Origin of the sequence: Burkholderia sp. JP2-270, from assembly GCF_003233675.1 — a bacterium.
GTDB lineage: Bacteria > Pseudomonadota > Gammaproteobacteria > Burkholderiales > Burkholderiaceae > Burkholderia > Burkholderia pyrrocinia_C.
This window is the reverse complement of sequence record NZ_CP029825.1, coordinates 1534198-1558975: the sequence shown is the minus strand read 5'-3', so window position 1 is coordinate 1558975 and position 24778 is coordinate 1534198. Positions and strand designations below refer to the sequence as shown.

Annotated in this window: 29 protein-coding genes and 1 pseudogene; 18 read left to right on the top strand and 12 right to left on the bottom strand. The window is 68.7% G+C overall.

Annotated elements, in window-relative coordinates; all coding sequences use genetic code 11:
- The first annotated feature begins 114 nt into the window (after nt 1-114).
- From DM992_RS24940 to DM992_RS24910, 7 genes are all read left to right on the top strand, one after another.
- Complete coding sequence (locus tag DM992_RS24940; RefSeq protein ID WP_111019067.1) at nt 115-966, top strand: ABC transporter permease subunit; 852 nt, start codon at nt 115-117, stop codon at nt 964-966.
- Nucleotides 967-973: 7 nt separating this feature from the next.
- Nucleotides 974-2005, top strand: coding sequence for an ABC transporter ATP-binding protein (locus tag DM992_RS24935; RefSeq protein WP_111019066.1), 1032 nt, complete (start codon nt 974-976; stop codon nt 2003-2005).
- A 36-nt stretch (nt 2006-2041) separates the two neighbouring features.
- A complete protein-coding gene (locus DM992_RS24930; RefSeq protein WP_111019065.1) occupies nt 2042-3130 on the top strand; it encodes an extracellular solute-binding protein in 1089 nt (362 codons plus the stop codon).
- A 10-nt stretch (nt 3131-3140) separates the two neighbouring features.
- Complete coding sequence (locus DM992_RS24925; protein ID WP_111019064.1) at nt 3141-3971, top strand: ABC transporter permease subunit; 831 nt, start codon at nt 3141-3143, stop codon at nt 3969-3971.
- On the top strand, nt 3949-4497 hold the full coding sequence (locus DM992_RS24920; RefSeq protein ID WP_162631726.1) for an LOG family protein: 549 nt from the start codon (nt 3949-3951) through the stop codon (nt 4495-4497). The genes DM992_RS24925 and DM992_RS24920 overlap by 23 nt, the downstream gene beginning before the upstream one ends.
- 68 nt (nt 4498-4565) lie before the next feature.
- Nucleotides 4566-5765 carry a porin gene (locus DM992_RS24915; RefSeq protein WP_111019063.1) on the top strand — a complete coding sequence of 400 codons (1200 nt, stop codon included), beginning with the start codon at nt 4566-4568 and terminating at the stop codon, nt 5763-5765.
- 168 nt (nt 5766-5933) lie between these two features.
- The gene (locus tag DM992_RS24910) at nt 5934-6128 is read left to right on the top strand and encodes a YqaE/Pmp3 family membrane protein (RefSeq protein WP_105390536.1); all 195 of its coding nucleotides are present in this window, start codon (nt 5934-5936) and stop codon (nt 6126-6128) included.
- A gap of 128 nt (nt 6129-6256) precedes the next feature.
- Here the strand turns inward: DM992_RS24910 and DM992_RS24905 are convergent, their stop codons facing one another.
- The 3 genes from DM992_RS24905 to DM992_RS24895 are packed head-to-tail and all read right to left on the bottom strand — an operon-like array spanning nt 6257 to nt 8845.
- Nucleotides 6257-6436, bottom strand: a complete 180-nt coding sequence (locus DM992_RS24905) for a hypothetical protein (RefSeq protein ID WP_034181658.1) — start codon at nt 6434-6436, stop codon at nt 6257-6259.
- Complete coding sequence (cydB, locus tag DM992_RS24900) at nt 6408-7415, bottom strand: cytochrome d ubiquinol oxidase subunit II (RefSeq protein WP_111019062.1); 1008 nt, start codon at nt 7413-7415, stop codon at nt 6408-6410. Before cydB ends, DM992_RS24905 begins: the two co-directional genes overlap by 29 nt.
- Before the next feature lie 29 nt (nt 7416-7444).
- Nucleotides 7445-8845, bottom strand: a complete 1401-nt coding sequence (locus tag DM992_RS24895; protein WP_111019061.1) for a cytochrome ubiquinol oxidase subunit I — start codon at nt 8843-8845, stop codon at nt 7445-7447.
- 500 nt (nt 8846-9345) lie between these two features.
- Between DM992_RS24895 and DM992_RS24890 the strand changes: the two genes are divergently transcribed.
- From DM992_RS24890 to ltaE, 3 genes are all read left to right on the top strand, one after another.
- Nucleotides 9346-9672 carry a hypothetical protein gene (locus DM992_RS24890; protein WP_111019060.1) on the top strand — a complete coding sequence of 109 codons (327 nt, stop codon included), beginning with the start codon at nt 9346-9348 and terminating at the stop codon, nt 9670-9672.
- Nucleotides 9673-9685: 13 nt separating this feature from the next.
- Nucleotides 9686-10222, top strand: coding sequence for a YMGG-like glycine zipper-containing protein (locus DM992_RS24885; RefSeq protein WP_111019059.1), 537 nt, complete (start codon nt 9686-9688; stop codon nt 10220-10222).
- Nucleotides 10223-10395: 173 nt separating this feature from the next.
- Nucleotides 10396-11409, top strand: a complete 1014-nt coding sequence (ltaE, locus tag DM992_RS24880) for a low-specificity L-threonine aldolase (protein WP_111019058.1) — start codon at nt 10396-10398, stop codon at nt 11407-11409.
- Nucleotides 11410-11441: 32 nt separating this feature from the next.
- On the opposite strand, the gene DM992_RS24875 is transcribed toward ltaE, so the two are convergent.
- Entirely contained in the window at nt 11442-12350 is a 909-nt protein-coding gene (locus DM992_RS24875; RefSeq protein ID WP_111019057.1) for an HTH-type transcriptional regulator ArgP, read from the bottom strand.
- Nucleotides 12351-12745: 395 nt separating this feature from the next.
- On the opposite strand from DM992_RS24875, the gene DM992_RS24870 reads away from it, so the two are divergent.
- Both DM992_RS24870 and DM992_RS24865 read left to right on the top strand, forming a co-directional pair.
- Complete coding sequence (locus DM992_RS24870) at nt 12746-13816, top strand: MBL fold metallo-hydrolase (RefSeq protein ID WP_111019056.1); 1071 nt, start codon at nt 12746-12748, stop codon at nt 13814-13816.
- 125 nt (nt 13817-13941) lie between these two features.
- Nucleotides 13942-14601, top strand: coding sequence for a glutathione S-transferase family protein (locus DM992_RS24865; protein ID WP_111019055.1), 660 nt, complete (start codon nt 13942-13944; stop codon nt 14599-14601).
- Between the two features lie 100 nt (nt 14602-14701).
- On the opposite strand, the gene DM992_RS24860 is transcribed toward DM992_RS24865, so the two are convergent.
- Together DM992_RS24860 and DM992_RS24855 are read right to left on the bottom strand one after the other, a co-directional pair.
- Nucleotides 14702-15394, bottom strand: coding sequence for a phosphatase PAP2 family protein (locus DM992_RS24860; protein ID WP_111019054.1), 693 nt, complete (start codon nt 15392-15394; stop codon nt 14702-14704).
- A gap of 428 nt (nt 15395-15822) precedes the next feature.
- Nucleotides 15823-17055: an MFS transporter gene (locus DM992_RS24855; protein ID WP_111019053.1), complete on the bottom strand. Its 1233-nt coding sequence runs from the start codon at nt 17053-17055 to the stop codon at nt 15823-15825.
- Between the two features lie 101 nt (nt 17056-17156).
- Here DM992_RS24855 and DM992_RS24850 point away from each other — a divergent pair, with 101 nt between their 5' ends.
- On the top strand, nt 17157-18140 hold the full coding sequence (locus tag DM992_RS24850; protein WP_111019052.1) for a LysR family transcriptional regulator: 984 nt from the start codon (nt 17157-17159) through the stop codon (nt 18138-18140).
- Between the two features lie 14 nt (nt 18141-18154).
- Here the strand turns inward: DM992_RS24850 and DM992_RS24845 are convergent, their stop codons facing one another.
- Nucleotides 18155-18793 carry a 2-hydroxychromene-2-carboxylate isomerase gene (locus tag DM992_RS24845; protein ID WP_111019051.1) on the bottom strand — a complete coding sequence of 213 codons (639 nt, stop codon included), beginning with the start codon at nt 18791-18793 and terminating at the stop codon, nt 18155-18157.
- 237 nt (nt 18794-19030) lie between these two features.
- On the opposite strand from DM992_RS24845, the pseudogene DM992_RS24840 reads away from it, so the two are divergent.
- A pseudogene (locus DM992_RS24840) lies at nt 19031-19233 on the top strand (amidohydrolase); the annotation flags it as partial.
- A gap of 42 nt (nt 19234-19275) precedes the next feature.
- On the opposite strand, the gene DM992_RS24835 reads toward DM992_RS24840, so the two are convergent.
- From DM992_RS24835 to DM992_RS24825, 3 genes are all read right to left on the bottom strand, one after another.
- Entirely contained in the window at nt 19276-19752 is a 477-nt protein-coding gene (locus DM992_RS24835; RefSeq protein WP_034181826.1) for an SRPBCC family protein, read from the bottom strand.
- A 135-nt stretch (nt 19753-19887) separates the two neighbouring features.
- Nucleotides 19888-20373 carry an SRPBCC family protein gene (locus tag DM992_RS24830; RefSeq protein ID WP_111019050.1) on the bottom strand — a complete coding sequence of 162 codons (486 nt, stop codon included), beginning with the start codon at nt 20371-20373 and terminating at the stop codon, nt 19888-19890.
- Nucleotides 20345-20710 (bottom strand): metalloregulator ArsR/SmtB family transcription factor, encoded by a 366-nt coding sequence (locus DM992_RS24825; protein ID WP_111019049.1) that lies wholly within the window; start codon nt 20708-20710, stop codon nt 20345-20347. The genes DM992_RS24830 and DM992_RS24825 overlap by 29 nt, the downstream gene beginning before the upstream one ends.
- 193 nt (nt 20711-20903) lie before the next feature.
- Here DM992_RS24825 and DM992_RS24820 point away from each other — a divergent pair, with 193 nt between their 5' ends.
- A complete protein-coding gene (locus DM992_RS24820; RefSeq protein ID WP_111019048.1) occupies nt 20904-21434 on the top strand; it encodes a GNAT family N-acetyltransferase in 531 nt (176 codons plus the stop codon).
- Between the two features lie 21 nt (nt 21435-21455).
- A complete protein-coding gene (locus DM992_RS24815) occupies nt 21456-22241 on the top strand; it encodes a YhfC family glutamic-type intramembrane protease (protein WP_111019047.1) in 786 nt (261 codons plus the stop codon).
- Between the two features lie 15 nt (nt 22242-22256).
- Here the strand turns inward: DM992_RS24815 and DM992_RS24810 are convergent, their stop codons facing one another.
- Nucleotides 22257-22499, bottom strand: a complete 243-nt coding sequence (locus DM992_RS24810; RefSeq protein WP_111019046.1) for a hypothetical protein — start codon at nt 22497-22499, stop codon at nt 22257-22259.
- 23 nt (nt 22500-22522) lie between these two features.
- Here DM992_RS24810 and DM992_RS24805 point away from each other — a divergent pair, with 23 nt between their 5' ends.
- On the top strand, nt 22523-23101 hold the full coding sequence (locus tag DM992_RS24805; protein WP_111019045.1) for a hypothetical protein: 579 nt from the start codon (nt 22523-22525) through the stop codon (nt 23099-23101).
- Between the two features lie 41 nt (nt 23102-23142).
- Here DM992_RS24805 and DM992_RS24800 read toward each other — a convergent pair whose 3' ends face one another.
- Nucleotides 23143-23727: a TetR/AcrR family transcriptional regulator gene (locus DM992_RS24800; protein ID WP_111019044.1), complete on the bottom strand. Its 585-nt coding sequence runs from the start codon at nt 23725-23727 to the stop codon at nt 23143-23145.
- Nucleotides 23728-24067: 340 nt separating this feature from the next.
- Here DM992_RS24800 and DM992_RS24795 point away from each other — a divergent pair, with 340 nt between their 5' ends.
- Nucleotides 24068-24772 carry an SDR family oxidoreductase gene (locus DM992_RS24795; protein ID WP_111019043.1) on the top strand — a complete coding sequence of 235 codons (705 nt, stop codon included), beginning with the start codon at nt 24068-24070 and terminating at the stop codon, nt 24770-24772.
- Nucleotides 24773-24778: the final 6 nt, after the last annotated feature.

The window sequence follows — 24778 nt, the reverse complement described above, 5'->3', positions numbered from 1 at the left end:
TTTTCATGACGATGCCATGTCGGATCCGCACACTGCGTCCGTCACGACAATGCATGCCGGCCCTGTCCGGCGGGCGTTGCGTGACCCATTCCGTATTCGTCAGCGAGTTTCGCCATGCATCCGCCATCCGCTCCGGCCCCCGCCGAAGCTATTCCGATTCGTCGTAACAAACGGCCGCGCGCATTGGCGGGACGCCTGCTGCTGCAGGCATTCGTCGCGGCCTTCGCGTTGTATCTCGCGTTGCCGATCGCGCTGCTGCTGATCGGCTCGGTCGGCCAGTCGTGGACGAACACGCTGCTGCCGTCCGGCATCACATCGCACTGGTTCGCCGATCTGGCCGCGAACCGCAGCTTTACCCGCGCATTCGGCGTGAGCCTCGTCGTCGCGCTCGCCTGCTGCGCGATCAATGCCGTGCTGGCGCTGCCGCTCGCGTATGCGCTGCATCACCGCGCACTGGCCGGCCGCGGCTTCGCGGCGCGCGTCGTGATGCTGATGCCGATCGCGGTGCCGGCGCTGACGCTCGGGTTCGGCTACATCGCGATCTTCAGCGGCGATGCGCTGCCGTGGCTCGGCACGCTGCCGCTGATGATCGCCGCGCACGCGGTGCTGACGCTGCCGTACCTGCTGCAGACGCTGCTGAGCGACCTGCGCCACCTGGGCCTCGCCCATCTCGAGGCGTGTGCGGCAACGCTCGGCGCGACGCCGCTGCGGCAGTTCTTCACGATCGTGGTGCCGAACCTGCGGCACAGCCTGTTTTCCGGCCTCGTGATGGTCGCCGCGCTGTCGACCGGCGAATTCCAGATCTCGAACCTGATCGCGGGTTTCCGCTATCGCAACTATCCGATCGTGCTGCTGCAGGCGTTCTACGGTGCGTCGGGGATGGCCTGCGCGGCGACCGTCGTGCTGCTGGTCCTCGCCGTGCTCGCGACGCTCGCCTCCGTCTTCACCGTGCAACGCCTGAAGTGAAACCGTCATGAGTCTCGATTTCGAAAACGTCAGCTTTCAGTATCCGGGCGCCCGTCACGGCGTCGACGCGGTCACGCTGTCCGCGGCCCAGGGCGAACTGCTCGCCGTGATGGGCCGAAGCGGCTCCGGCAAATCGACGCTGCTGCGCCTCGCCGCCGGGCTGCTCGACGGCTACCGCGGACGCATCGCGATCGTCGGCCGCGACATGGCCGGCGTGCCGGTGTGGCAGCGCGAGATCGGGATGGTGTTCCAGCATTACGCGCTGTTTCCGAACCTGTCGGTCGTCGACAACGTCGGCTATGGCCTGAAGATGCGCGGCATGACGGCGGCATCACGCCGGCGCCGCGCGCTCGAGATGCTCGAACGCGTCGGCCTCGCCGCGCAGGCCGACCGCAGTACGGCGCTGCTGTCCGGCGGCCAGCAGCAGCGCGTCGCGCTGGCCCGCGCGCTCGTGATCGAACCGAAGCTGTTGCTGCTCGACGAACCGCTCGCGGCGCTCGATGCCGGCATTCGCCACCAGCTGCGCGACGAGATCCGCGCGCTGCAGCGCGCGTGCGGCGCGACGACGCTGCTCGTCACGCACGACCAGGACGAGGCGCTCAGCATGGCCGATCGCGTGGCGATCGTCGACGGCGGACGCGTACTGCAGGCCGGCACCCCGCGCGATTTGTACGAGCGTCCGGCGACCGCGCAGGTCGCCCGCTTCGTCGGCCATTCGACGCTGCTGCGCGGCCGCGTGCTCGCGCACGGCGCGGTCGACGTGCGGTTCGCCACGCTGTGCGCGGATACGGGTGCGCACCGGCCGGGCGACACGGTCGACGTGCTGGTCCGGCCGGAACACCTGCAGCCCGATCCGCCCGAATACGTCCCGAACCGCATCGACGGCCGGGTCGACGAGGTGCGCTATTTCGGCGCGACGCAGCGCTTCGACTTCGTGCCGGCCGGCGCGACCGACGCGCTGCTCGGCGAAGGGCGCGAGCTTCCCGCGCGCTGCGTGTCGATCGAGCCGCGCCACCTGCTCGTGCTGCCCGCCGCGTAAGCGCGGGCGACCCTATTCATTCAACGGAGAATCACGATGTCTGCACGCCGCCACTTCCTTCTTGCGACGCGCCGCCGCCTGCTGGCGCTCTGCGCGTTCGCGACCCTCGCGCCGGCGCTGGCCCATGCCGCGCCGCTGTATCCCGGCGAGGACGCGCTGTACGAGAAGGCCGCCGACGAAGGGCTCGTCGTGTCGTTCGACACGGGCCCGGAATGGGCGAACTGGAAATCGCTGTTCGCCGAATTCCGCAAGCGCTACCCGAAGGTCGAGATCACGTACAACGACATCGGCTCGGCGGCAACGGTCGTCGCGCTCGACAAGTCGCGGCGACGCCCGCAGGCCGACACCGCGTACTACTTCGCGGCATCGGCGCTCGATGCGACGGCCAAGGACGTCGTCGCGCCGTTCAAGCCGGTCAATTTCGACAAGCTGCCGCCGGTGTTCCGCGCGGCCGACGGCCGCTGGTTCGCCGTGCACTCGCTGAACATCGCGTTGCTCGTCAACCGGAAGCTCGTGAAAAACGTGCCGCAGCGCTGGTCCGACCTGCTGAAGCCCGAATATCGCAATGCGGTCGTCTATCTCGACCCGCGCTCGACCGGGCAGGGGCAGGTCGCCGTGTTCGCCGCCGCCTATGCGAACGGCGGCGGCGTCGACAACCCGAAGCCGGGCGCGGATTTCTTCGGCAAGCTGAAGCAGGCGGGCAACGTGCTGCGCGTCGAGGGGACGACGCCGTACGCAAAGTTCGTCAAGGGCGAGATTCCGATCCTGATCGGCTACGAGAACGACGGGCTCAAGGCCAAGTACACGGACGGCATGGGCGACGCGGCCGAAGTCGTGATTCCGCAGGACGGCAGCGTATCGGCGCCGTACGCGATGAGTCTCGTGAAGAACGGCCCGAACCCGGCCGCCGCGCAGTTGTGGCTCAACCTCGTGATGAGCGATGTCGGCCAGGCGCTGTTCGCGCAGGGCTACGTGCGCCCGGCCGTACCCGGCACGCCGGTTGCGCAGGAGCTTGCCGCGAAGCTGCCGAACGCGCCGCAGGTGCGTCCGCTCGACATCGCGAAGGCCGCGACGCGCAAGGCCGAGGTCGACCAGCTCTGGTCGCAGGCCACGCTCGGCAAGTAAGGGGCGCGCGATGCGGGTCTCTTCCATGCAGCGCGGTGTCCTGCGCCGCTACGGCGCGGTGCCGGCGGCCGGGCTGTTCGCGGTGTGCTTCGCGCTGCCGCTTGCCGCGCTCGTCGGCGCCGCGTTCGACGGCGGCGGTCGTGCGTTCTCCGCGGTATTCGGCGATCCCCTCGTCGCCGACGCAATCGTGCGTTCGCTGGCGCTCGCGATCGGCGCCGGCACGCTGTCCGTCGCGGTCGGCGTGCCGGTCGCGTTCGTGCTGGCCCGGCAGTCGCCGGCGCGCCGCCGCTGGTCGCTCGCGCTGCTCGGCGTGCCGCTTGCGTTCTCCGGCCTCGTGATCGCGTACGGCTTCATCCTCGTGTTCGGCCGCGCCGGTTTCGTGACGACGCTGCTGGCGTCGCTCGGCGCGGATCCGACCGTGGTCGGCGGCGCGATCTACACGATGCCGGGGCTCGCTTTCGCTTACGCGTACTACCTGATCCCGCGCGTCGCGCTGATTCTCTACCCGGCGCTCGCGAATCTCGACCGGCGGCCGCTCGAGGCGGCGCTGACGCTCGGCGCGCGGCCGTGGCGCGCGTGGTTCGATGTCGCGTGGCGCGAGCTGTGGCCGTCGATCGCGTCGGCGTGGTGCCTCGTCAGTGCGATCGCGCTCGGCACGTACGGCACGGCGCTCGCGCTGGCCGGCACGCAGATCAACATCCTGCCGCTGCTGATGTACCTGAAGCTGTCCGACGGACAGACCGATTTCTCGCAGGCCGCCGTACTGTCGATCGTGCTGACGGCGCTCTGCACCTGCGTTCTTGCATTGGGGGAAGGACTTGCACGGCAACGACATCATTGAATGGTCGAACCAGGCGCGCGACGCGCTGGAGCAACTCGCGCAACGGCAGCGCGGCGCCGACCGGCACCGGATGCCCGTCGGCGTGATCGGCCCGCGCGATGCGACGGACGTCCAGCTCGCCATCGCCGAGCGGATCGCGCACGGGCTCGCGGCGGCGGGCGTCGCGATCGTCGGCGGCGGCAAGCAGGGCGTGATGGAGGCCGCCGCGCGCGGCGCGCATGCGGCAGGCGGCTGCGCGATCGGACTGCTGCCCGAGGACGATGCGCAGCACGCGAATCCGTATCTGAGCGTCGCGCTGCCCACCGGGCTCGGCATCACGCGCAACGCGCTGATCGCTCGCGCGTCGCTGTGCCTGATCGCGGTCGGCGGCGGCCTCGGCACGCTGTCCGAAGTCGCGCTCGGGCTGCAATGGGGCAAGCCGGTGTTCACGATTTGCGACGCACCGCAGGTGGCGGGCGTCGAGAACTTCGACGAAGCGGACCTGCTCGTCGCACGGGTCGCGCAGTGGCTGTCCGGTTCGGCGTAGGTCGGCATTCCGGGTAACCGGATGCATCGTTTCGGGTGGTATCGATTTACTAAATAGGAATCCTCTATATGAAGAAGATCACTTTTGCGCTTTGCGTTGCCGGCGGCGTCTGCACGGCGGCGCATGCGCAAGGCACCGTCACGCTCTACGGGATCGTCGATGCGGGTTTGGGGTATACGAGCAACCAGCGCGTCGCGACGAGCAAGGGGGCGTCCGGTTCGCCGGTCGCGTATCGCGGCGCGTCGAGCTACAGCTTCGCGAGCGGCACGTGGTCCGGCAGCCGCTGGGGGCTGAAGGGCAAGGAAGATCTCGGCGACGGGCTCGCGGCCGTCTTCCAGCTCGAGAGCGGCTTCAACATCGGCACCGGGCAGCTCGGCCAGGGCGGGCGGATGTTCGGCCGCCAGGCATGGATGGGGCTGTCGAGCACGCGCTACGGTACGTTGACGATGGGCCGCCAGTACGATCCGATCGTCGATTTCGTCGGCTCGATCGGGCCCGGCTCGTTCCTGACCGGCATGGGTGCGCATCCGGGCGATCTCGACAACATCGACAACCAGTCGCGCGAGAACAATTCTGTCAAATACGTGAGCCCGTCGTTCGGCGGCTTCACGTTCGGCGGGCTGTACGGCTTCGGCAACCAGGCGGGCAGCGCGAAGAACCAGAACACGTGGAGCGTCGGCGGCCAGTACGTGAACGGGCCGTTCGCGTTCGGCGCGGCCTACCTGTATGCGACCAACGCATTCGGCGCGAACGGCGGCGCATGGACCGGCTCGTACGACGGCACGTTCGCGTCGTCGATCAACGAGGGTTTTGCGTCGTCGAAGAGCATGCAGATCGTCGCGGCCGCGTCGACCTACCAGATCGGCGCGGTGACGCTGGGCCTGTCGTACAGCAACACTCAGTATCGGGCCGGTGCGTTCTCGACGTTCCGGGGCAACGCGACCTACAACTCGGTCGGCGGCACGGCGTCGTGGCAGGTGTCGCCGGCGCTGCGCGTCGCGGCCGGCTACGACTTCACGCGCGGCAGTTCGGTCGGCGGTGAAGCCGCACCGAAGTATCACCAGTTGAATCTGGCGTCGTACTACTACCTGACGAAGCGGACCGCGCTCTACGGTCTCGTCGGCTACCAGAAGGCGAGCGGCAAGACGCTCGACCCGTACGGCAACGTCGTCGCCGCGACGGCATCGGTCGGCGACGTCGGCAACGGCATCTCGTCAGCGGGCAACACGCAGACGCTCGTGCGGATCGGCATGCGCCATACGTTCTGATCGTCGCGCGATCGCGCTCCGGCGAATTCGATTGGCCCTCGCATGTCGCGAGGGCCTTTTTTCGTCCGGTCGATCGCCCGGATCATGCAGGGCCGGACTTGAAATGGGGAGAGCAACCGCCATATTGGCAGCGCATGAACTTTCAACGACGCCTCCAGAGGATTCCCGATGCGCCTTCTGCTTGCCCTGCTGCTGCCGTGGTTCCAGTTTTTCACGATCGGCCGCCCGATCGCCGGCGTGATCTGCCTGATCCTGCAGCTCACGATCGTCGGCTGGCTGCCGGCCGCGATCTGGTCGGTGTATGCGCTGAGCCAGTACAAGACCGATCGCAAGATCGAAGCGGCGCTGCGCGAGCGGCGGTAAGCGGCGGGAGAGGGAGGAGGCGCGGCGTCGTGCATCCGGCAGGCGTCCGCCGTTGCGTACGGGCGAAATCGCCCGGCGACGAGAAAACGGTCGCCCGGAACGTCGTTCGATCCGGGCAGCCGCTTCGTTTACTTCACCGCAAACAGCGTCAGATTCATGAAGATCTTGAACGCATAACCGAGCGTGACGGCGCCGACCACGCCGCCCGCCCACAGCACGACGAACCACATCCAGCCGCGCATCCGCGGCCGGGGTGCCTCGGGCGGGCGATCGGCGGAATCAGTGGTGGTAGTAATGCTGGTCTTCATGGCGCACCTTGCCTCGGAATACCCAATAACCCATCGTCGTGTAGGCGATGATGATCGGGAGGATAACCGCTGCGCCGACCAGCGTGAAGGTCTGGCTGGAACGCGGCGCCGCTGCTTCCCAGATCGTCATCGTCTGCGGAATCGCATACGGGAACAGCGTGACGAGCAGGCCGACATAGCCGAGCAGCACGAGCGCCAGCGCGAGCGCGAACGGCGTCATGTCGTGCCGGTCGCGCACCGCGCGACGCATCCACACCGCACACCCGGCGACCAGGAACGGCACCGGCAGCAGGCGCCAGAACAGCCCCGTATCGAACCAGCGCTGCGCGATGGCCGGATCCTGCAGCGGCGTCCACAGGCTGACGACGGCGATGAAGCCGAGCAGCACGACGGTCAGCGGCCACACGACGCGATGCAGCCGGCGCTGCAGGTCGCCTTCGGTCTTCGCGACGAGCCAGCAACAGCCGAGCAGCGCATAGGTCACGATCAGGCCGAGGCCCGTCAGCAGGCTGAACGGGGTGAGCCAGTCGAACGCGTCGCCCGCGAACACGCCGTCCTTCACGTTGATGCCCTGCAGGAACGCGCCGAGCGCGATCCCCTGGAAGAACGTCGCGCCGGCCGAGCCGCCGATGAACGCAAGATCCCACAGCTGCTTCGTGCGTCGCGCCTTCGCGCGGATCTCGAACGACACGCCGCGGAAGATCAGGCAGACCAGCATGAAGATCAGCGGCAGGTACAGCGCCGACAGCACGGTCGAATAGACGATCGGGAACACCGCGAACAGCCCGGCGCCGCCGAGCACGAGCCACGTCTCGTTGCCGTCCCACACGGGCGCGACGGTGTTCATCATCAGGTCGCGTTCCTTCTCGTCCGGAAAGAACGGGAAGACGATGCCGATGCCGAGGTCGAAGCCGTCGAGCACGACGTACATGAAGAGCCCCAATGCGATGATCGCGGCCCAGATTACGGTGACGTCCATAGGTTTTCTCGTTTGCGGATGGGGTGGGCTCAGACGGTCTCGATCAGCTCGTCGACGGCCGACATCGGGCGGCGCGCGGTGTGATCGGGGCGCGTGTCGGGCGTGTCGTCGGGCAGCGCGGGGCCGGCCTTCATCAGCTTCAGCATGTAGTACACGCCGGTGCCGAACACGAGGAAGTACACGATCACGAACGTCATCATCGACAGGCTGACCTGCTGCACCGACAGCGGCGACACGGCCTGCGCGGTGCGCATCACGCCATACACGACCCACGGCTGGCGGCCCGCTTCGGTCGTCACCCAGCCCGCGAGCAGCGATACGAAGCCGGTCGGGCCCATCACGAGCGCGAAGCGCTGGAACCACTTCGATTCATACAGGCGGCCGCGGCGGCGCAGGAACCACGCGAGCGCGGCGAGGCCGATCATCGCGAAGCCGAGGCCGACCATGATCCGGAAGCTCCAGAACACGACGGTCGAGTTCGGGCGGTCCTCGGGCGGGAATTCCTTCAGACCGCGGATCTCGCCGTCCCAGCTGTGCGTGAGGATCAGGCTGCCGAGGTGCGGCACCTTCACCGCGTAGCGGGTCGTTTCCGCCTGCATGTCCGGAATCCCGAACAGGTTGAGCGGCGTGCCGCCCTTCTCAGTTTCCCACAGCCCTTCGATCGCGGCGATCTTCGCGGGCTGGTGCTTCAGCGTGTTGATGCCGTGCTGGTCGCCGATCACGGCCTGCAGCGGCGCGAGCACGAGCAGCAGCCACAGCGCCATCGAGAACATCTTCTTCACGCCCTTGTCGCGGCGGCCCTTCAGCAGGTGCCACGCGCCCGTCGCGGCCACGACCAGCGCGGCGACGATGAACGCAGCGATCGCCATGTGGAACAGGCGGTACGGGAACGACGGGTTGAAGATGATCGCGAACCAGTCGGTCGGCACGACGCGGCCGTCGACGATCTCGAAGCCCTGCGGCGTCTGCATCCAGCTGTTCGACGCGAGGATCCAGAACGTCGAGATCAGCGTGCCGATCGCGACCATCAGCGTCGCGCCGAAGTGTGCGCGCGGGCTCACGCGGTTCCAGCCGAACAGCATGATGCCGAGGAAGCCGGCCTCGAGGAAGAACGCGGTCATCACCTCGTACATCAGCAGCGGCCCGGTGACGGCGCCGGCGAAGCTCGAGAAGCCCGACCAGTTGGTGCCGAACTGGTAGCTCATCACGACGCCGGAGACGACGCCCATCCCGAACGCGACCGCGAAGATCTTCGACCAGAACAGACAGAGGGTCTTGTAGTACTGCTTGCCGGTCTTGAGCCAGCGATATTCGAGCACGGCGATGAAGCTGGCGAGGCCGATGCTCAGCGCCGGAAAGACGATGTGAAAGGAGACGGTGAACGCGAATTGCAGGCGGGCCAGATCGAGGGCCGAAAGTGCGGTGTCCATACCAGATGACCGAAGCTGACGATACCCGCCGGCGGGTGCCGGCGGACCCCGGCCGACAGGCGGCGGGGTTGGCTGGAGTATGTGCCGCGATGTTGCACCGCGAAATGCGCCAACTCGTCGCAGATGTCCAGCTTGCCGCGCGCGATTTCGGGATAAATCATTGATTCGTATCAAGAACGCCGTTCGCGGCGCGCGCGGCTGCGGCGTGGCGGTCTGACGCACGTGCGGCAATATGGCGCGTCGCGTCATCGGAGCGATTCGATCCGCACGCTCGTACCGCGCGGAACCACCGGCGCGCCACCGTGCGCGGCCGATCCGTTTCGACGCGTTAGCCCGTAATGCGGGCGACGCGCGGGAGGGGCGTGGCAGATGGGGTCTGTCACGTTGGTAACGCCGCGCAACATTCGCGTGTTCACCCGTGATGGATGCCGAACGGCGCGCGGCGTAGCGTTCGAGATGTCGGGTTCGCATCGACGAACCGGTCTGCCGGAGAACGTGACGTGAATGGATCGAAGCTCGCGCTGGCCGCGGCGGCCGCGGTGGTGCTCGTGACGGGCGGCGCGGCGCATGCCGCCCGGGTCGGGGTCTACATCGGCCCTGGCTACCCGTATTACTACCCCGTCGTGCCCGCGCCGTATTACTACCCGCCGCCAGTCGTCGTGGTGCCTGTCGCTCCCGGCCCGTCACCCGAGTATGTCGAGAAGGGGCAGCCGCAGGACGATGGCGATGCGGACCTCTGGTACTACTGCGACGCGTCGCGACACTACTACCCGTATGTGAAGACCTGCAAGTCGGGCTGGCGATCGGTGCCGGCGCGGCCGCAGTGACGGAGGCGCGACGATGAAATCCGCATTTCGACCTTTGCGCGTGCCGGTCGTGCTGGCGCTGGCCGGCCTCGTTGGCGCGTGCGCATACATGCCGACCGGGCCGAGCGTGATGGCGCTGCCCGGCACCGGCAAGTCGTTCGACCAGTTCCGTGCCGATGATGGAAACTGCCGCCAGTACGCGTTCGGGCAATCGGGCGGCGTGAGTGCCGGGCAGGCGTCGACCGCGAGCGCGGTCGGCAGCGCGGCCGTCGGCACCGCCCTCGGTGCGGCGGCCGGCGCCGCGTTCAACGGCGGTACCGGTGCGGCCGTCGGCGCCGGCGCGGGGCTGCTCGCGGGCAGCGTCGTCGGCGCGGGCGCCGCGCAGGGCTCGGCCTACGACATCCAGCGCCGCTACGACTACGCGTACCTGCAATGCATGTATGCGACGGGCAACCGCGTGCCGGTGCCGGGTGGGATGAGCGGCGGCGGGGGCGGCGGACATGGCGGCGCGCCGCGCGCGGCGCCGCCGATGCCGCCGGCGGGTGTCCAGCCGCCGCCGCCGCGGTATTGACGGGTGCGTTCACCGGTTGCGCCGACGTGTGCGCAACGCACGCGCCGGTGGCCGCCGGTGCGCGATCGGTTCTCGACCGTCGGCACGCGCTGCACGAATTGCGTACACTCTGAGTCTCGTTTCGGCAGGGCCGGGCGCATCGGTTCCGGTCCGCGTTCACTCAGGGCACGAAGATGATCGATTTACGCAGCGATACCGTGACACGTCCGAGCCAGGCGATGCTGGCCGCGATGACTGCCGCCGAAGTCGGCGACGACGTATGGGGCGACGACCCGACCGTGCTGCGCCTGCAGGCGGCCATGGCCGAGCGGACCGGCAAGGAAGCCGGCCTGTTCTTCCCGAGCGGCACGCAGAGCAACCTGGCCGCGCTGATGTCCCATTGCGAGCGCGGCGACGAGTACATCGTCGGCCAGCTCGCGCATACCTACAAGTACGAAGGTGGCGGCGCGGCCGTGCTGGGCAGCATCCAGCCGCAGCCGATCGAGAACGCGCCGGACGGCACGCTGCCGCTCGCGAAGATCGCCGCGGCGATCAAGCCGATCGACAATCACTTTGCCCGCACGCGTCTGCTCGCGCTCGAGAACACGATCGGCGGCCAGGTCTTGCCGGAAGGCTATGTGCAGGAAGCTGTCGCATTCGCGCGCAGCCGCGGGCTGTCGACGCACCTCGACGGCGCGCGCGTATGCAACGCTGCCGTTGCGTCGGGGCGCCCGATCGCCGAGCTGTGCGCACCGTTCGATACCGTATCGATCTGCTTCTCGAAAGGGCTCGGCGCACCGGTCGGCTCGGTGCTGGTCGGCAGCCGGGCGCTGATCGAGCGCGCGCAGCGCTGGCGCAAGGTGCTCGGCGGCGGGATGCGGCAGTCGGGCATTCTCGCGGCGGCGTGCCTGTATGCGCTCGACCACAACGTCGAGCGGCTCGCGGACGATCACGCGAACGCCGCGCATCTCGCGGCAGGCCTCGCGCGGATCGAATCCGTGAAGGTGCTGTCGCACGCGACGAACATGGTGTTCGCGCAATTCCCCGAAGCCGATTGCGCGCCGCTCGAGGCGTGGCTCAAGGAGCGCGGGATCCTCACGCAGATGCTGTACGCGTCGCGCTTCGCCACCCACTGCGACGTGTCGCGCGCGGACATCGATACGTTCGTCGACGCGGTCGGCGCGTATTTCTCGCAGCGGCGCGCATAATCGCCGCGAGCCGGGCCCGTCACCGGCTCATGTCATTTCGGCAGCGGCGCGAGCAACCGGCGCGCCGCTTCGACGACCCGAGCGGACAGCGACGCCATCGTCGGCGACTGCACGGTCCATGCGTGCCAGTACAGCGTGACGTCGGTCGGATGCGCGGGCGCGAGATCGACGAGCCCCTGCGCGTCGAGCGGCGCGGTGCCGATCAGCGGCTCCGGCACCATCGCGTAGCCGAGCCCGTGCCGCACCGCCGCGAAGTGCGAATGGGTGCCCGGCACGTAATGGCACGGGTATGCACCTTCGGGCAACCCGAACTTCTCCTTCAGGAACGACGACTGCAGCGTGTCGCGCCGCGAATACGCGACGACGGGCGCGTTGCGCGCGCTCGCGCGGTTGAGCCCGCGCGGAAACCAGCGCACCGCGAACGCGGCGGCCGCGAGCAGCCGGTAGCGCATCGTGCCGAGCGGCGTCGCGACGCAGCCGCGCATCGGCTTCGGCTCGGTCGTCACGCAGCCGACCGCCATCCCGCTTTCGAGCAGCGCGAACGTGTGGTCCTGATCCTCGACGATCAGCTCGAACAGGATTCGCTCGCCAGCGAGCACGGACGTCAGCGCGGGCAGGAACCACGTGCCGAGGCTGTCGGAATTTAGCGCGATCGTCACGGAGATCGGCGATTCGCGCTCGGTCGCGAGCGTGCTTTGCAGGTCGGCCTGCAGCAGTGCGACGCGGCGTAGGTGCTGCAGCACGCGCTGCCCGGCCACCGTCGGGCGGCACGGCCGCGTGCGCAGCACGAGCGGCGTGCCGAGGCTCGCCTCCAGCGCGCGGACCCGCTGCGTGACGGCGGACGCGGTCACGTGCAGGCGCACGGCGGCCTGCTCGAAGCTGCCCGTGTCGGCGACGGCCAGCAGCGCGGCGGCCTGCTTCGGATCGATCGTCAGCGACATGTCGACGGAATTCCTGTGAACGGGGACGAGAACAGGCCGTAGTGTAAGGCAGCGCGCGCCGCCGTCCGGGCGCGGCGAATCGTCCCGCCGCACGTCATTCGTCGTCGGAATCGGTTGCCGCGTATGGGATGCCGGCGGCGCATGCATTTTGATCTACGCTATATGGATGTGTGAAACGCGGCAGGTGCGATGCTGATTGCCCGGCGTCGATGTCATCATGCCGACGCCGGTGCCGGACGACGATGCGCAGCGGACGCAGCCGTGAACTTCCGGATCATGCGGCGCGGCAGGCATACGGAAGGGGCTGCATTCGCATCCTCTTGGCCACTCGTCGGCGACGTACGGCACATGGGCCGCACAACACCAACCTGAACAGGCGACGGAGCGACTTCGTGATGATCTTCCGGCAACTTTTCGACCCGCAATCGTCGACATACACGTATCTGCTCGCCGACCGCGCGTCGCGCGAAGCGCTGCTGATCGATCCGGTGTTCGAGCAGGTGCGCCGCGACGCCGCGCTGCTCGACGAGCTCGGATTGCGGCTCGTCACGACCGTCGACACGCACGTGCATGCCGATCACGTGACGGGCGCGTGGCTGCTGAAGCAGCGCACGGGTAGCGCGATCGCGATCTCGGCCGCGAGCGGCGCGCAGGGCGCCGACCGCTACCTGAACGACGGCGACCGCTGCGCATTCGGCTCGCGCTACCTGACCGTGCGCGCGACGCCCGGCCACACGAACGGCTGCATCAGCCTCGTGCTCGACGACGAATCGATGGCGTTCACCGGCGACTGCCTGCTGATCCGCGGCACGGGCCGCACCGACTTCCAGCAGGGCGACCCGCGCGCGCTGTATCGCGCGGTGCACGGCCGGCTCTTCACGCTGCCGGCCGCATGCCTGCTGTATCCGGCGCACGACTATCGCGGGCTCACGGTGACGAGCGTCGGCGAGGAGCGGCGCTTCAATCCGCGCCTCGGCGGCGATCTCAGCGAAGACGATTTCGCGGGCTACATGCGCAACCTCGGGCTCGCGCACCCGCGCCAGATCGACGTCGCGGTGCCGGCGAACCTGCAGTGCGGCGTTGCCGCGAACGCGCCCGATGCGCAGGCGTCGCCCGACTGGGCGCCGCTCGTCTATACGTTCGCCGGCTTCTGGGAAATCGATCCGCAATGGCTCGAGGATCACCTGCCGGCGGTGCAGGTCGTCGACGTGCGCGAACCGGACGAATTCACGGGCCCGCTCGGCCACCTGCCCGGCGCGATGCCGATTCCGCTCGGCGAACTGGCCGCGCGCACCGGCGAGATCGCGCGCGACCGGCCGGTCGTGACCGTGTGCCGGGCCGGCGGGCGGTCCGCGCAGGCGAACGTGATCCTGCAGAAAGCCGGCTTCGACGCGGTCGCGAATCTCGGCGGCGGGATGCTGCGCTGGCGCGCCGAAGGGCGCATCGTGATGGACGGCCGGTCGTAGCGCGCCGAGGCCGCGCAAAAAAATTTCGGACTGATGTCGAAACGGCCGGCCGCCGTTCGTCGTCAAGGTATCCGAGATCATGTGGCGCCGCATGCCGCAGCGCCGAAACCCTGAGAGACCGCACGATGATGCCGACGCTTTACGCCCATCCGTTTTCGTCCTACTGCCAGAAAGTGCTGACCGCGCTGTACGAGAACGGCACGCCGTTCGAGTATCGCGTGCTCGCGCACGACGATCCGAAGCCGATGCAGGAACTGACCGCGCTGTGGCCGCTGAAGCGTTTTCCGGTGCTGGTCGATGCGGGCCGCACCGTGGTCGAGGCGTCGATCATCATCGAGTATCTCGGCCTGAACCATCCGGGCCCCGTGCGCCTGCTGCCCGACGATCCGCACGCGGCGCTCGAGGTGCGGATGATGGATCGCTTCTTCGACAACTACGTGTCCACGCCGCAGCAGAAGGTCGTGCACGACGCATTGCGGCCGGAAGCCGAGCGCGATGCGCGGGGTGTCGCCGATGCGCGCGCGATGCTCGAAACGTCGTATGCGTGGCTGGACCAGAAGATGGCTGATCGTGAATGGGCGGCCGGCGAGCGCTTCAGCCTCGCCGATTGCGGCGCGGCGCCGTTCCTGTTCTACGCGGACTGGACGCACCGGATCGATCCGTCGTTCGCGAACGTGATCGCGTACCGCAAGCGTCTGCTTGCGCGGCCGTCGTTTGCGCGCGCGGTCGACGAGGCGCGGCCGTATCGCTCGTTCTTTCCGCTCGGCGCGCCCGATCGCGATTGATCTGCGCGGCCGTCGCGCGGCGTGCTGCCGCCGCGCACGGCCGGCAGCGCGTGCCGGGGCGACGGAAAGAAAGCAGCGGCAGCATCGCGGCGCCCGCCCGTCACATCGTGTGCGTGGCCGACTGCGCGAGCGTCAGCAGTTCGTCGAACTGCGTGATCAGCTCGAAGCACAGCAGGAACGCGAGCGTATAGGCCGGCGCGGGGAAGCGCCGGATCATTCCCAGCACCTGCGGTGCGAAGCGCGACCGGACCGTGTCGCGCGTCAGCAGCCATGCGATCGCGATGCCGATCGCGGCGCCCGCGATCAGGTCGGTCGGGTAGTGAAAGCCGAGATATGCGCGCGGCACGCAGATGAACACGACGGAATACAGCAGCGCGAACACGCCGGCGCGGCGCGCGATGATGAAGATGCCGGTCGCGATCGCCATCCAGAGCATCGCGTGATCGCTCGGAAACGAACTCCACGCCTGCAGCGTGGCCGCACGTAGTTCGGCCGACGGGAAGTGCAGGTGCAGGTCGGGGTTGTAGATCGGCCGCACGCGGAACGGCAGCACCTGCGCAAGCAGCCGGCCGATCGCGAGCGCGATGAGCCCGCTCGCGATCGTTGCGATGACCAGCTCGCGTTGCCGCTCGCGGTCCGGGCCCGGCTGGAACCACAGCCAGCACAGCACGGGAATGAGCACGAAGCCCTTGAACGTGTACAGGCCGGCGATCACGCGGACCGCGTGATTCATCAGCGGGCCGAGCGTCACGTGGGTGAGGAAGATCTGGATCGTGGTGTCGAAGTTGTTCATGTTCTGTGACCCCGGCGGGCGCGCAGCGCATGACGTACGGCCGGCAGGATCTGGAAGCGCGCTCGCACCGGAGCGCAACGGGGGGCAAGTATGTCACCCGTTATTTCGAAGAAAATGCAAAAAAATACCGGGAATCCCCTGATAAAACGGGGTTGCGCGGTAGGGCCGGATGGCGGAGCGCCGAGCGGCGGGGCACGGCCGAATCGTCCGACGTTTGTGCGTCGATGCGCGCAATCGCCGGAAAAATAATTGGTTGAACTGGACAATGCCGCAGGCTGGTGCGGACCTTGCGCCGGATGAACGAATGCGGGTTACGCGCTGTGCGAATCTGTCAGGCCACGCAGCATGATGCATGCGCCGGTCGAAAATAAAAGAAAAGGCGGGCAAGCCCTGTGGGCCTGCCCGCCTCGGCCGAGCGACGTCGAATTTCAGTTGCGCCAGACCCGCGCGGCGAGCGCGGCCAGCGACGTCGCGACGGCCAGCGCGGTCACCGCATTCCAGCCCAGTTGCGCGAGCAACAAACTGCCGATCGCGGCACCGGCTGCCATCCCGACGAACATGCCGACGAACAGCACCGCGTTGAGGCGGCTGCGCGACGCGGGATCGATCCGGTAGACGATTGCCTGGTGCGCAATCAGCGTCGCCTGCACGCCGAGATCGAAGCCGATCGTCGCGACTGCGAGCAGCACGAGCTGCGCGTGCGGCGGCATCAGCGGCGCGGCGGCCATCGACGCGAACGACAGCATCGCGATGCCGATGCCGATGCGCGTGACGCGTTCGGGACCGTGATGGTCGGCCAGGCGCCCGGCGATGGGTGCAGCCAGCGCGCCGGCGGCACCCGCGAGGCCGAATGCGCCCGCGGCCGCGCTGCCGAGGTGGAACGGCGCGCCGTGCAGCATCACCGCGAGCGTCGACCAGAACGCGCTGAACCCGATGGCCAGCAGCCCCTGCGCGAGCGCGGCGCGGCGCAGTGCCGGATGATCGCGCCACAACGCGCCGAGCGAGCCGATCAACGCGCGATACGGTAGGCGCGTGGTCGGTTCGAAGCGCGGCAGCCCGCGCGCGGCGACGATGCCGATCGCGGCGACGCTGGCGGCCGCGAGCGCGAACATCGCGCGCCAGCCGGCCGTGTCGGCGACGAAGCCGGCCACGACGCGCGACAGCAGGATGCCGAGCAGCAGCCCCGTCATCACCGTGCCGACGATGCGGCCGCGATGCGTGTCATGGGCGAGCGTCGCGGCGGCCGGCACGACGTCCTGCGCCATCGTCGCGGTGAGGCCGATCGCGAAGCTCGCCGCGAGCAGCAGCCCGAGAGACGGCGCGACGGCGGCGAGCAGCAGTGCGGCGACCAGCGCGGCGGCCTTGGTCACGATCACGCGGCGCCGGTCGAAGCGGTCGCCGAGCGGCGCGAGCAGCAGGATGCCGAGCGCATAGCCGAGCTGCGTGAGCGTCGGCACGAAGCCGATCGCGCGCGCCGACGCGCCGAGATCGGCCCCGAGCGCGCCGAGCATCGGCTGCGCGTAGTAGAGCGGTGCGACACCGAGGCCGGCAGCCGCCGCGAGCAGCAGCACGAGCCGGCGATCGGGCATCGAATGGGCGGCCGGGTGGGCCGCGGTGTGCGCCACGCGGGACGTGGCGTCGAGACGGGTCGGAGTGGACATGGCGTGCATCCTGGTTTGGATAACGGGATGGACGCGAGTGTGGCGGTGCGCGGCCGGCGACGGTAGTGCCGCCTCGCGAAGATTTGTTATACGCTCCACGAATGAACGAAGAATCTTCAATTTCCCCCACTGCTGGCGGCTCTCCGCGCATTCAGGCGGTGCCGGCGGACGGCGCCGGCTATCGTTTCGAGCTGATGGAAACCTTCGTACGCATAGTCGAGGCCGGAAGCCTGTCGGCCGCTGCCGCACAACTGCATACGACGCAGCCGACGATCAGCCGGCGGCTGCAGGCGCTCGAACGCTCGCTCGGCATGCGGCTGCTGCAACGGACGACGCACACGATGCGGCTGACCGTCGATGGCGAGCGCTGTTTCACGCGCGCGAAGGAACTGCTGGCAAACTGGGCGGCGTTCGAGGCCGATCTGCGCGGCGCGCAGGAGGAGCCGGACGGGCTGCTGCGGGTCGCGGTGCCGCACGCGTTCGGGCAGGAGCGTTTCATCGGGCCGCTTGCGCAGTTCCTGCGCGACTATCCGCGCGTGTCGGTCGAGTGGCTGCTGCAGGACGAAGTGCGGGATTTCGTCGGCAGCGGCATCGATTGCGCGATCCTGGTCGGCGAGCCGGCCGATCCGTCCGTCGTCGCGATTCGGCTGACGAAGGTGCCGCGCTTCGTGGTCGCCGCGCCGTCGGTGCTGAACGGCGCCGACCTGCCGGCCGACCCCGACGCGCTGGCCGCTTTGCCATGGCTCGCGTTGCGCACGTATTACCGCACCGAGCTGGCGCTGACGCACGCCGTCACCGGCGAGACGCGGCGCATCGCGATCCGCCCGCGCATCACGACCGCGAACCTGTACGCGCTGCGCAGCGCGGCACTGCTGGGCGTCGGCGCGTGCGTCGGTTCGACATGGATGCTGGCCGACCATCTCGCGCGCGGCGAGCTCGTGCATCTCGCACCCGAGTGGCAGGCCGCGCCGCTGCCCGTCTACCTGGTCTATCCGCATGCGCAGTTCTATCCGTCGCGGCTCGTGCGGTTCGCCGCAATGATGCGCGAGGCCGTGCCGGGGCTCGTCGAAGGGCGCGAAGTCTGACACGGGCTGCGCCGTCAGCTGCGCCGGATCCCTTCGGGTAGCGCGCTGATGCGGCGCACCTCGGGCGAATCGAGCCATGCGCGGGATGTAGCGCAGTCGGCGAACATGCCGGTCGCATCCTCGCCCCAGAACAGGTCGCCGTCGAGCTCGAAGGTGGGTACGCCGAACACGCCGTGCGCGATCGCACGATCGGTGTTCGCGCGCAATGCGTCCTTCACCGGCTGTGCTTCGACGGCCGTCACGCCTTCCGGAAAGCCGACGGCTTCGCACAGCGCGGCGAAACCCTCCGTCGTCGACACGTCATGGCCGTCGCGCCAGATATGCCGGAAGATCCGCCGGATCGCATCGAGCGAATTGCCCATCGCGATCGCGAGGCGCAGCGGCTTGATCGGGTTGAACGGGTGGGCCGGCGGCATCCGGAACGGGATGCCGAGCTTGTCCGCGCGGTATTGCGCGTGGCGATAGGTGAAGACGCGTTTCGCCGCGATCTCCGCCGGCGCTTTCTGGCCCCAGTGCGCGAGCAGCGCACCGAGCACGATCGGCCGCGGCTCGAACGCCGCGGCGGGCGGCAACCGGTCGAACTGTTCCTGCTGCAGGTAGGCGAACGGCGAAACGAAATCGAAATACCAGGTGGCGGTGTGCGCGGCGTTCATGGCGGATGCCCCTCTTGTGCATGGCCGGTTGACGGTTGCACGCATGGTGCGCACACGGGCGGCGTGCGATGCGTGCATCGGCGGCCAGTGTCGCATGTGGCCGCCTTTTGCGCTGTCGCGCCGCCGGACGCTCGCCCGGCCGGCTACGACCCCGCGGCGTCGTCCGCTGCCGCCGCGTCGCTCGCGGTGCCCGCGTTCGCCGATACGCCCGCACCGGCCCAAGATGGAGTTTCCCGCATGACGATGCAAGGCAACTATCTCGCCGTCCGCCCCGACTGGCTCGCGTCGGCGCTCATCCCCATTTCTATGAACGGCCGGGCTGGATCTACATGCTCGACGACTATCTGCAGGACGCGCGCTCGGGCCACAACATCCAGGCGTCCGTCTACATCCAGGCGCAGACGCGCTACCGTGATTCCGGCCCGGCCGAACTGAAGCCTTACCGGCTCGGCTGACGCGCGTCACGGCACGCCCGCGCGTGCTTACCCTGCCTCGACCAGTGCCGCGAGCTTCGCCAGCGCCATGCGCCAGCCGGTCTCGTTGTCGGCGACCGGCACGCCGGGCGGTATCCCGTCGTGCACGGCGTCCACGCGCGTGCCGTCCGCTTCGTCGGACAGCGTGATCGTGATCGTCATTGCGCCGCGCAGCATCGGATCGTCGGTTTCGAACACGTCGATCTCGACGATCTGCTGGTCCGGCACGAGCGTGACGAAGCGGCCGTGATAGGTATCGGTGCGTGCGGTGGTCTTGCCGGTGTCGGCCGACGGCGCGTCGTAGCTCAGCGACACGCGCAGCGCGCCGCCTTCGCGTGCATCGTAAGCATGCACGCGGCACGTCATGCCGTCGGGCACCTTCCATTGCTCGACCGCGTGCGGATCGAGCAGCGCGCGATAGACGCGCCCGCGCGGTGCGTTCAGGTGCCGGCTGACCCGGGTCGAATGCGTGTGCGTATGCAACATGTCGCCTCCCGCGGAGCGCGCGCGACGGTGCACGCCGGATGCCGGCGTGTCGTCACGCTTCCTTCAGGAATCGTAGGCGCGGGCGGGGCGGCATGCAATGACCGCGCGCTCGCCCGCGTTCAGCTGTTCAGCCGTTCAGCGCAACGTGGCCGCGAATGCGTCGAGCTGCGTGATGCAGGTGTTCCAGCCCTCGAAGAAGCCGAGCGCTTCGTGGCGCTCGCGCGTCGCGGCGTCGGGGTGCATCACGCGCGCCTCGTAGCGGCAGCCCGCAGCGTCGTCGGCCATCGTAATGATCGCCGTGAAGCCCAGCCACGGCACCTGCGGCCGCCAGCCGCCCGCGAGCATCGACGTGAACGCGATGCGCGCTTCGGGCACGATTTCGAGGAAGCAGCCGGGATTGTCGCTCGTACCGCCATCGGGGCCGCGCATGAACGTATGGAAGGCGCCGCCCGGCCGCAGGTCGAACGCGCGCACCTCGGTAGTCCACGGCTTCGGGCACCACCATTCCTTCAACAGTTCGGGGTCGGTCCACGCACGCCACAGCGCGTGGCGCGGCGCGCGCAGCGTGCGCGTGATGACGAGATCGTGGGCTTCAGCGGGTTCGACGTGGCTTGCTGACATCTTGATCCTCCTGGTGACGGCGTTCGACGAATTCGACGAGACGATCGGATCGCGCTTCCCACAGCGCACGCTGCGCGGCGAGCCATTCCTCGGCCTCGGTCAGCCGGCTGCCGACCAGTGCGCAGGTGCGCGAGCGGCCGGTTTTGCGGGTCTGGACGAGGCCGCTGCGCTCGAGCACGGCGACATGCTTCATGAACGACGGCAGCGCCATGTCGAACGGCGCGGCCAGCGCGGAGACGGTCCGCTCGCCCTGGCCGAGCGCGCTGACGATCGCGCAGCGCGTCGGGTCGGCGAGGGCGTGGAAGACGTCGCTGATGCCGGGTTGAAAGTTAGCCATGCGGCTAAGTATAGGCGATGCAGCGGAAATTTTCGTCGCGTGGGATGATGGGGCGGTAACACACGCCAACCTGCGCCGCGTTGCCGGACGCCTGCTGCCGTTGCACGCAAGCCTCGACGACGGGCCGGCATTCTTTTCAATCCGGACGCATCGCGAACGACCGCGTGCGGCCTGGCTGACGACTGGAGATGGCATGACCGAACCTGTTACCGTCCGCCGCGTCGGCGCGCGCGACGCGAGGGCCTGCGTCGACGCGCTGGCCGACGTGCTGATCGATTGCGTCGAGGGCGGCGCGTCCGTGAGCTTCATGTTGCCGATCGAACGGCCGACCGCCGTCGCGTTCTGGACGCGCGTGGCCGACGGCGTGGAGAACGGAGAACGCATCCTGCTCGTCGCCGAGGACGCCGAAGGCCGGATCGTCGGCACCGTGCAGGTCGTGATCGCGCAGCCCGAGAACCAGCCGCATCGCGCGGACATCGCGAAGATGCTGGTGTCGCGGCACGCGCGCCGGCAGGGCGTCGCCGCGCGGCTGATGGCGGCGGCCGACGCGGCCGCGCGCGACGCCGGCAAGACCGTGCTCGTGCTCGACACCGTGACGGGCGGCGACGCCGAGCGGCTGTACGAGCGGGCCGGCTGGCAGCGCGTCGGCGTCGTGCCGAACTATGCGCTGATGCCCGACGGCGCGCTTTGCGCAACGACGTTCTTCCACAAGCAGCTCGCGTAGCGGCGCTCGTCGGCATCCGCCATGCATCCCGTCGCCCCGGCTCTCCTGTTCCTCACGCTTGCGGCCGGTGTCGTCGCGTTGCTTGCGCCTGCGGTGCTCGCGGCCGCGTGGCGACGCCGCACGCAGGTGCCGTGGCGCGTGTTTTTCTACGGCATGCTGACCTTCTTCGTGTTCCAGCCGGTGCTGCGCGTGTGGTGGCAGGTTCCGCTGTACCGCTGGCTCGCTCACGACCCGCGCTGGCATGTGCCGATGCTGGTGTTCGCGGCATTGACGGCCGGGCTCTTCGAGGAATGCGGGCGCTGGATCGCATTCCGGTATCTGCTGCCGAAGCGGCGCGACGCGCAGACGGCCGTGATGCTCGGGCTCGGGCACGGCGGGCTGGAGGCGATGCTGCTGGTCGGCGTCGGGTTTCTCGCGCTCGGCACGGGCTACCTGCTCGCGCACGCGGGCGTCGTCGTGCCTGAGGGCGTGCAGTCGCTGATCGGGTCGCAGTTCGCGGGCATGACGCTCGCGTCGCCGTTTCTCGCGCTGCTCGAACGCACGAGCGCGCTGGCCGCGCATGTCGGGCTGTCGTTGATCGTGCTGCAGGCATTTGTGCGCGGCACCAAGCGCTGGCTCGCGTATGCGATCGCGATCCATTTCATGTTCGACCTCGTCGTCGTGCTGCTGACGCGGTACTGGCATGTCGATACCGTGCTGGTCGAGGCGATCCTGTTCGCGTGCAGCGGCGCGATCCTGTGGCGGGCCATTCGCTGGAGCCGGTGGGAGGCAAGCGCCAGCGACGCGCGTACCGGGCACGCCGCGTGACGCGCGTCGCCTGTTTCAGCCTTGCGCGGCGCGGTTCGGTCGCCGGATCGCCGGCCGTTCTGCGGTTCGCCGCCGGCTGGCGAGGCTCAAGGCCATGCCGGTCGTGACGATGGCGATGGCGATGCCGGCGAGCGCCGGGACGTGTCGCCGGTCGCGCTGAGAGTCGAGAGCCGGTCGGCGCCGCATGCCGGTCCGAAAGAAAAACAGGGCCTGCAACCGTGCAGGTCCGATATATTCACGCCGGAAGAACTCCAGCAAAACGCCACGGAACCGCTGCCTCGATGAAACGCTCGCATGTCGCTTTCGCCCTCATGGGCCTGCTCGTCGCACTGCCGATTGCCGCGTATGCGCTCGTCAAGCCGCTGCGCATCGTCGCGCCCTCGCTGATCCCCGGCGTGTCCTGCCCACGCGCCGACATCTGCACGGACGATGCCGCGAAGCTTGGCGATGCACAGCAGCTCTATCGCGACGGCTATGCGCGCGCGGCGGCGGCTGTCGGCGGGTTCCGCGACGCGCCGCGCGTCGTGTTCTGTTCGACGCGCGCGTGTGCCGACGCATTCGGCCTCGGCCAACGTGCGGCGCTGACGCTCGGGAATTTCGGCGTGGTCATCGCGCCGCGCGGCTGGCAGACCTACTTTCTCGCGCACGAACTGATCCATCACCGCCAGGCGGAAGTGCTCGGCAACCTGGCCGTCGCGATCAAGCCGCGCTGGCTGATCGAAGGGATGGCGTATTCGCTCAGCGAAGATCCGCGCCATCCGTTGACGGAGCCGTTCGAATCGTGGCGCACGCATTTCGATGCGTGGCATGCGGCGCTGGGCGGGCAGCCGCTGTGGGATGCCGCGCGGGCGGTCGAGTAGCGCGGGAGCGCGGAAAGCGCGGCGAGCCGCCGGGCGCACCCTTATGCCGGCACAACCGGACCGTCGCGTCCGTCGACGAGCATATCCCGTCCCGCGTCGAGGATCTCATTGGCCAGCGCGGGATCGGTGCCGGCGATCGCGCGCGACAGCACGAGCGCCCCGACCATCTGGCTGAAGACTGCGAGCGCGTCGCGACGCGTCTGTTCCGGCGTCGCGCCTTCGGTCCCCACCATCTTTTCCAGCCGGTCGAGATACGCGGCGAGGCCGCGCGCATAGCACGCGCGCGCCGCCTCGGTCAGTCGCGGCGCGTCGCCCGCGAAACCGGACAGCGGGCACCCGGCCTCGACATTGTCGCGATGCGCCGCCGACAGATACGACGCCACCTGCGCGGTGAGATTGCCGGCATTCGGCGAATCCGCGCGGTCCTGCATCGCCTTTTCCATCACCTCGGCGACCAGCGCATCTTTCGACTTGAAGTGGTTGTAGAACCCGCCCTGCGTGAAACCGGCTTCCTTCATCAGCTCCGTCAGCCCCACGGCGTCGACGCCGCGTACGCGGAACAGCCGCTCGGCGGCCGCGACGATCGCGCTCCGGTTCTCGGCAGCCTGCTGTCTTGACACCCCCATCGATCCCTCCCTGATTCTGCTGATCGCGTCGATTGAAAAACACAATGGCGATCACAATTGACACGCCCGGGCGGCGCGAACACAATGCACCGCAAAGACAATGGTGATCGACATTGATATCGAGTGTAGCCGACTTGGCGGATGGTGCGAAGCCACGGCCGGAATACGGATGGCAATCGGTCAAGGTCTTTGGCGCCGCAGGGTGACGGGCAGCGGACGGCTCGCCGTCTGCCTCCGGCGGCGCAGCGATTCGGTACGCAATGGCAGCGTCGTTTTCCACCGGATCTCACGTGCGCGACGAGCCGGCGCACAGGCGATTCATCATGCGAAAGGAACGATCATGAAGATCGAAGGTGCAGTCGTTTTCGTGACGGGCGCAAACCGCGGGCTCGGGCTCGAGTTTGCGAAGCAGGCGCTCGCGAGAGGCGCGCGGAAGGTCTATGCGGCGGCGCGCGATCCGGCCACCGTGACGCTGCCCGGCGTCGTGCCCGTGAAGCTCGACGTGACCGATCCGGCGGCCGTTGCCGCGGCGGCCGACGCGGCGCGCGACGTCACGCTGCTGATCAACAACGCAGGCATCGCGCGGCTCGGCAGCCTGACGGACGACGGCGCGCCCGACGCGCTGCGCGATCACTTCGAAACCAACGTGTTCGGGATGCTGGCGATGTCGCGGGCGTTTGCGGGAATCCTCGCCGGCCATGGCGGCGGCGCGATCCTGAACGTGCTGTCTGTCGCGAGCTGGGTGAACCGGCCGATCCTGTCGGGCTACGGCGTGTCGAAATCGGCCGCGTGGGCGCTGACCAACGGGCTGCGCCATTCGCTGCGCGAGCAGCGCACGCAGGTCGTCGGGCTGCATGCCGGCTTCATCGACACCGACCTGACGCGCGGCCTCGACGTGCCGAAGGCCACGCCGGACGACGTCGTGCGCCAGGCGTACGACGCGATCGAAGCGGGTGCGGAGGAAGTGTCGACCGACGAGTTCACGCGGCGCGTGAAGGCCACGCTGTCGTCAGGTGTGTATCTGGAAGAACCGGCGCCGCGTTGATGCCGC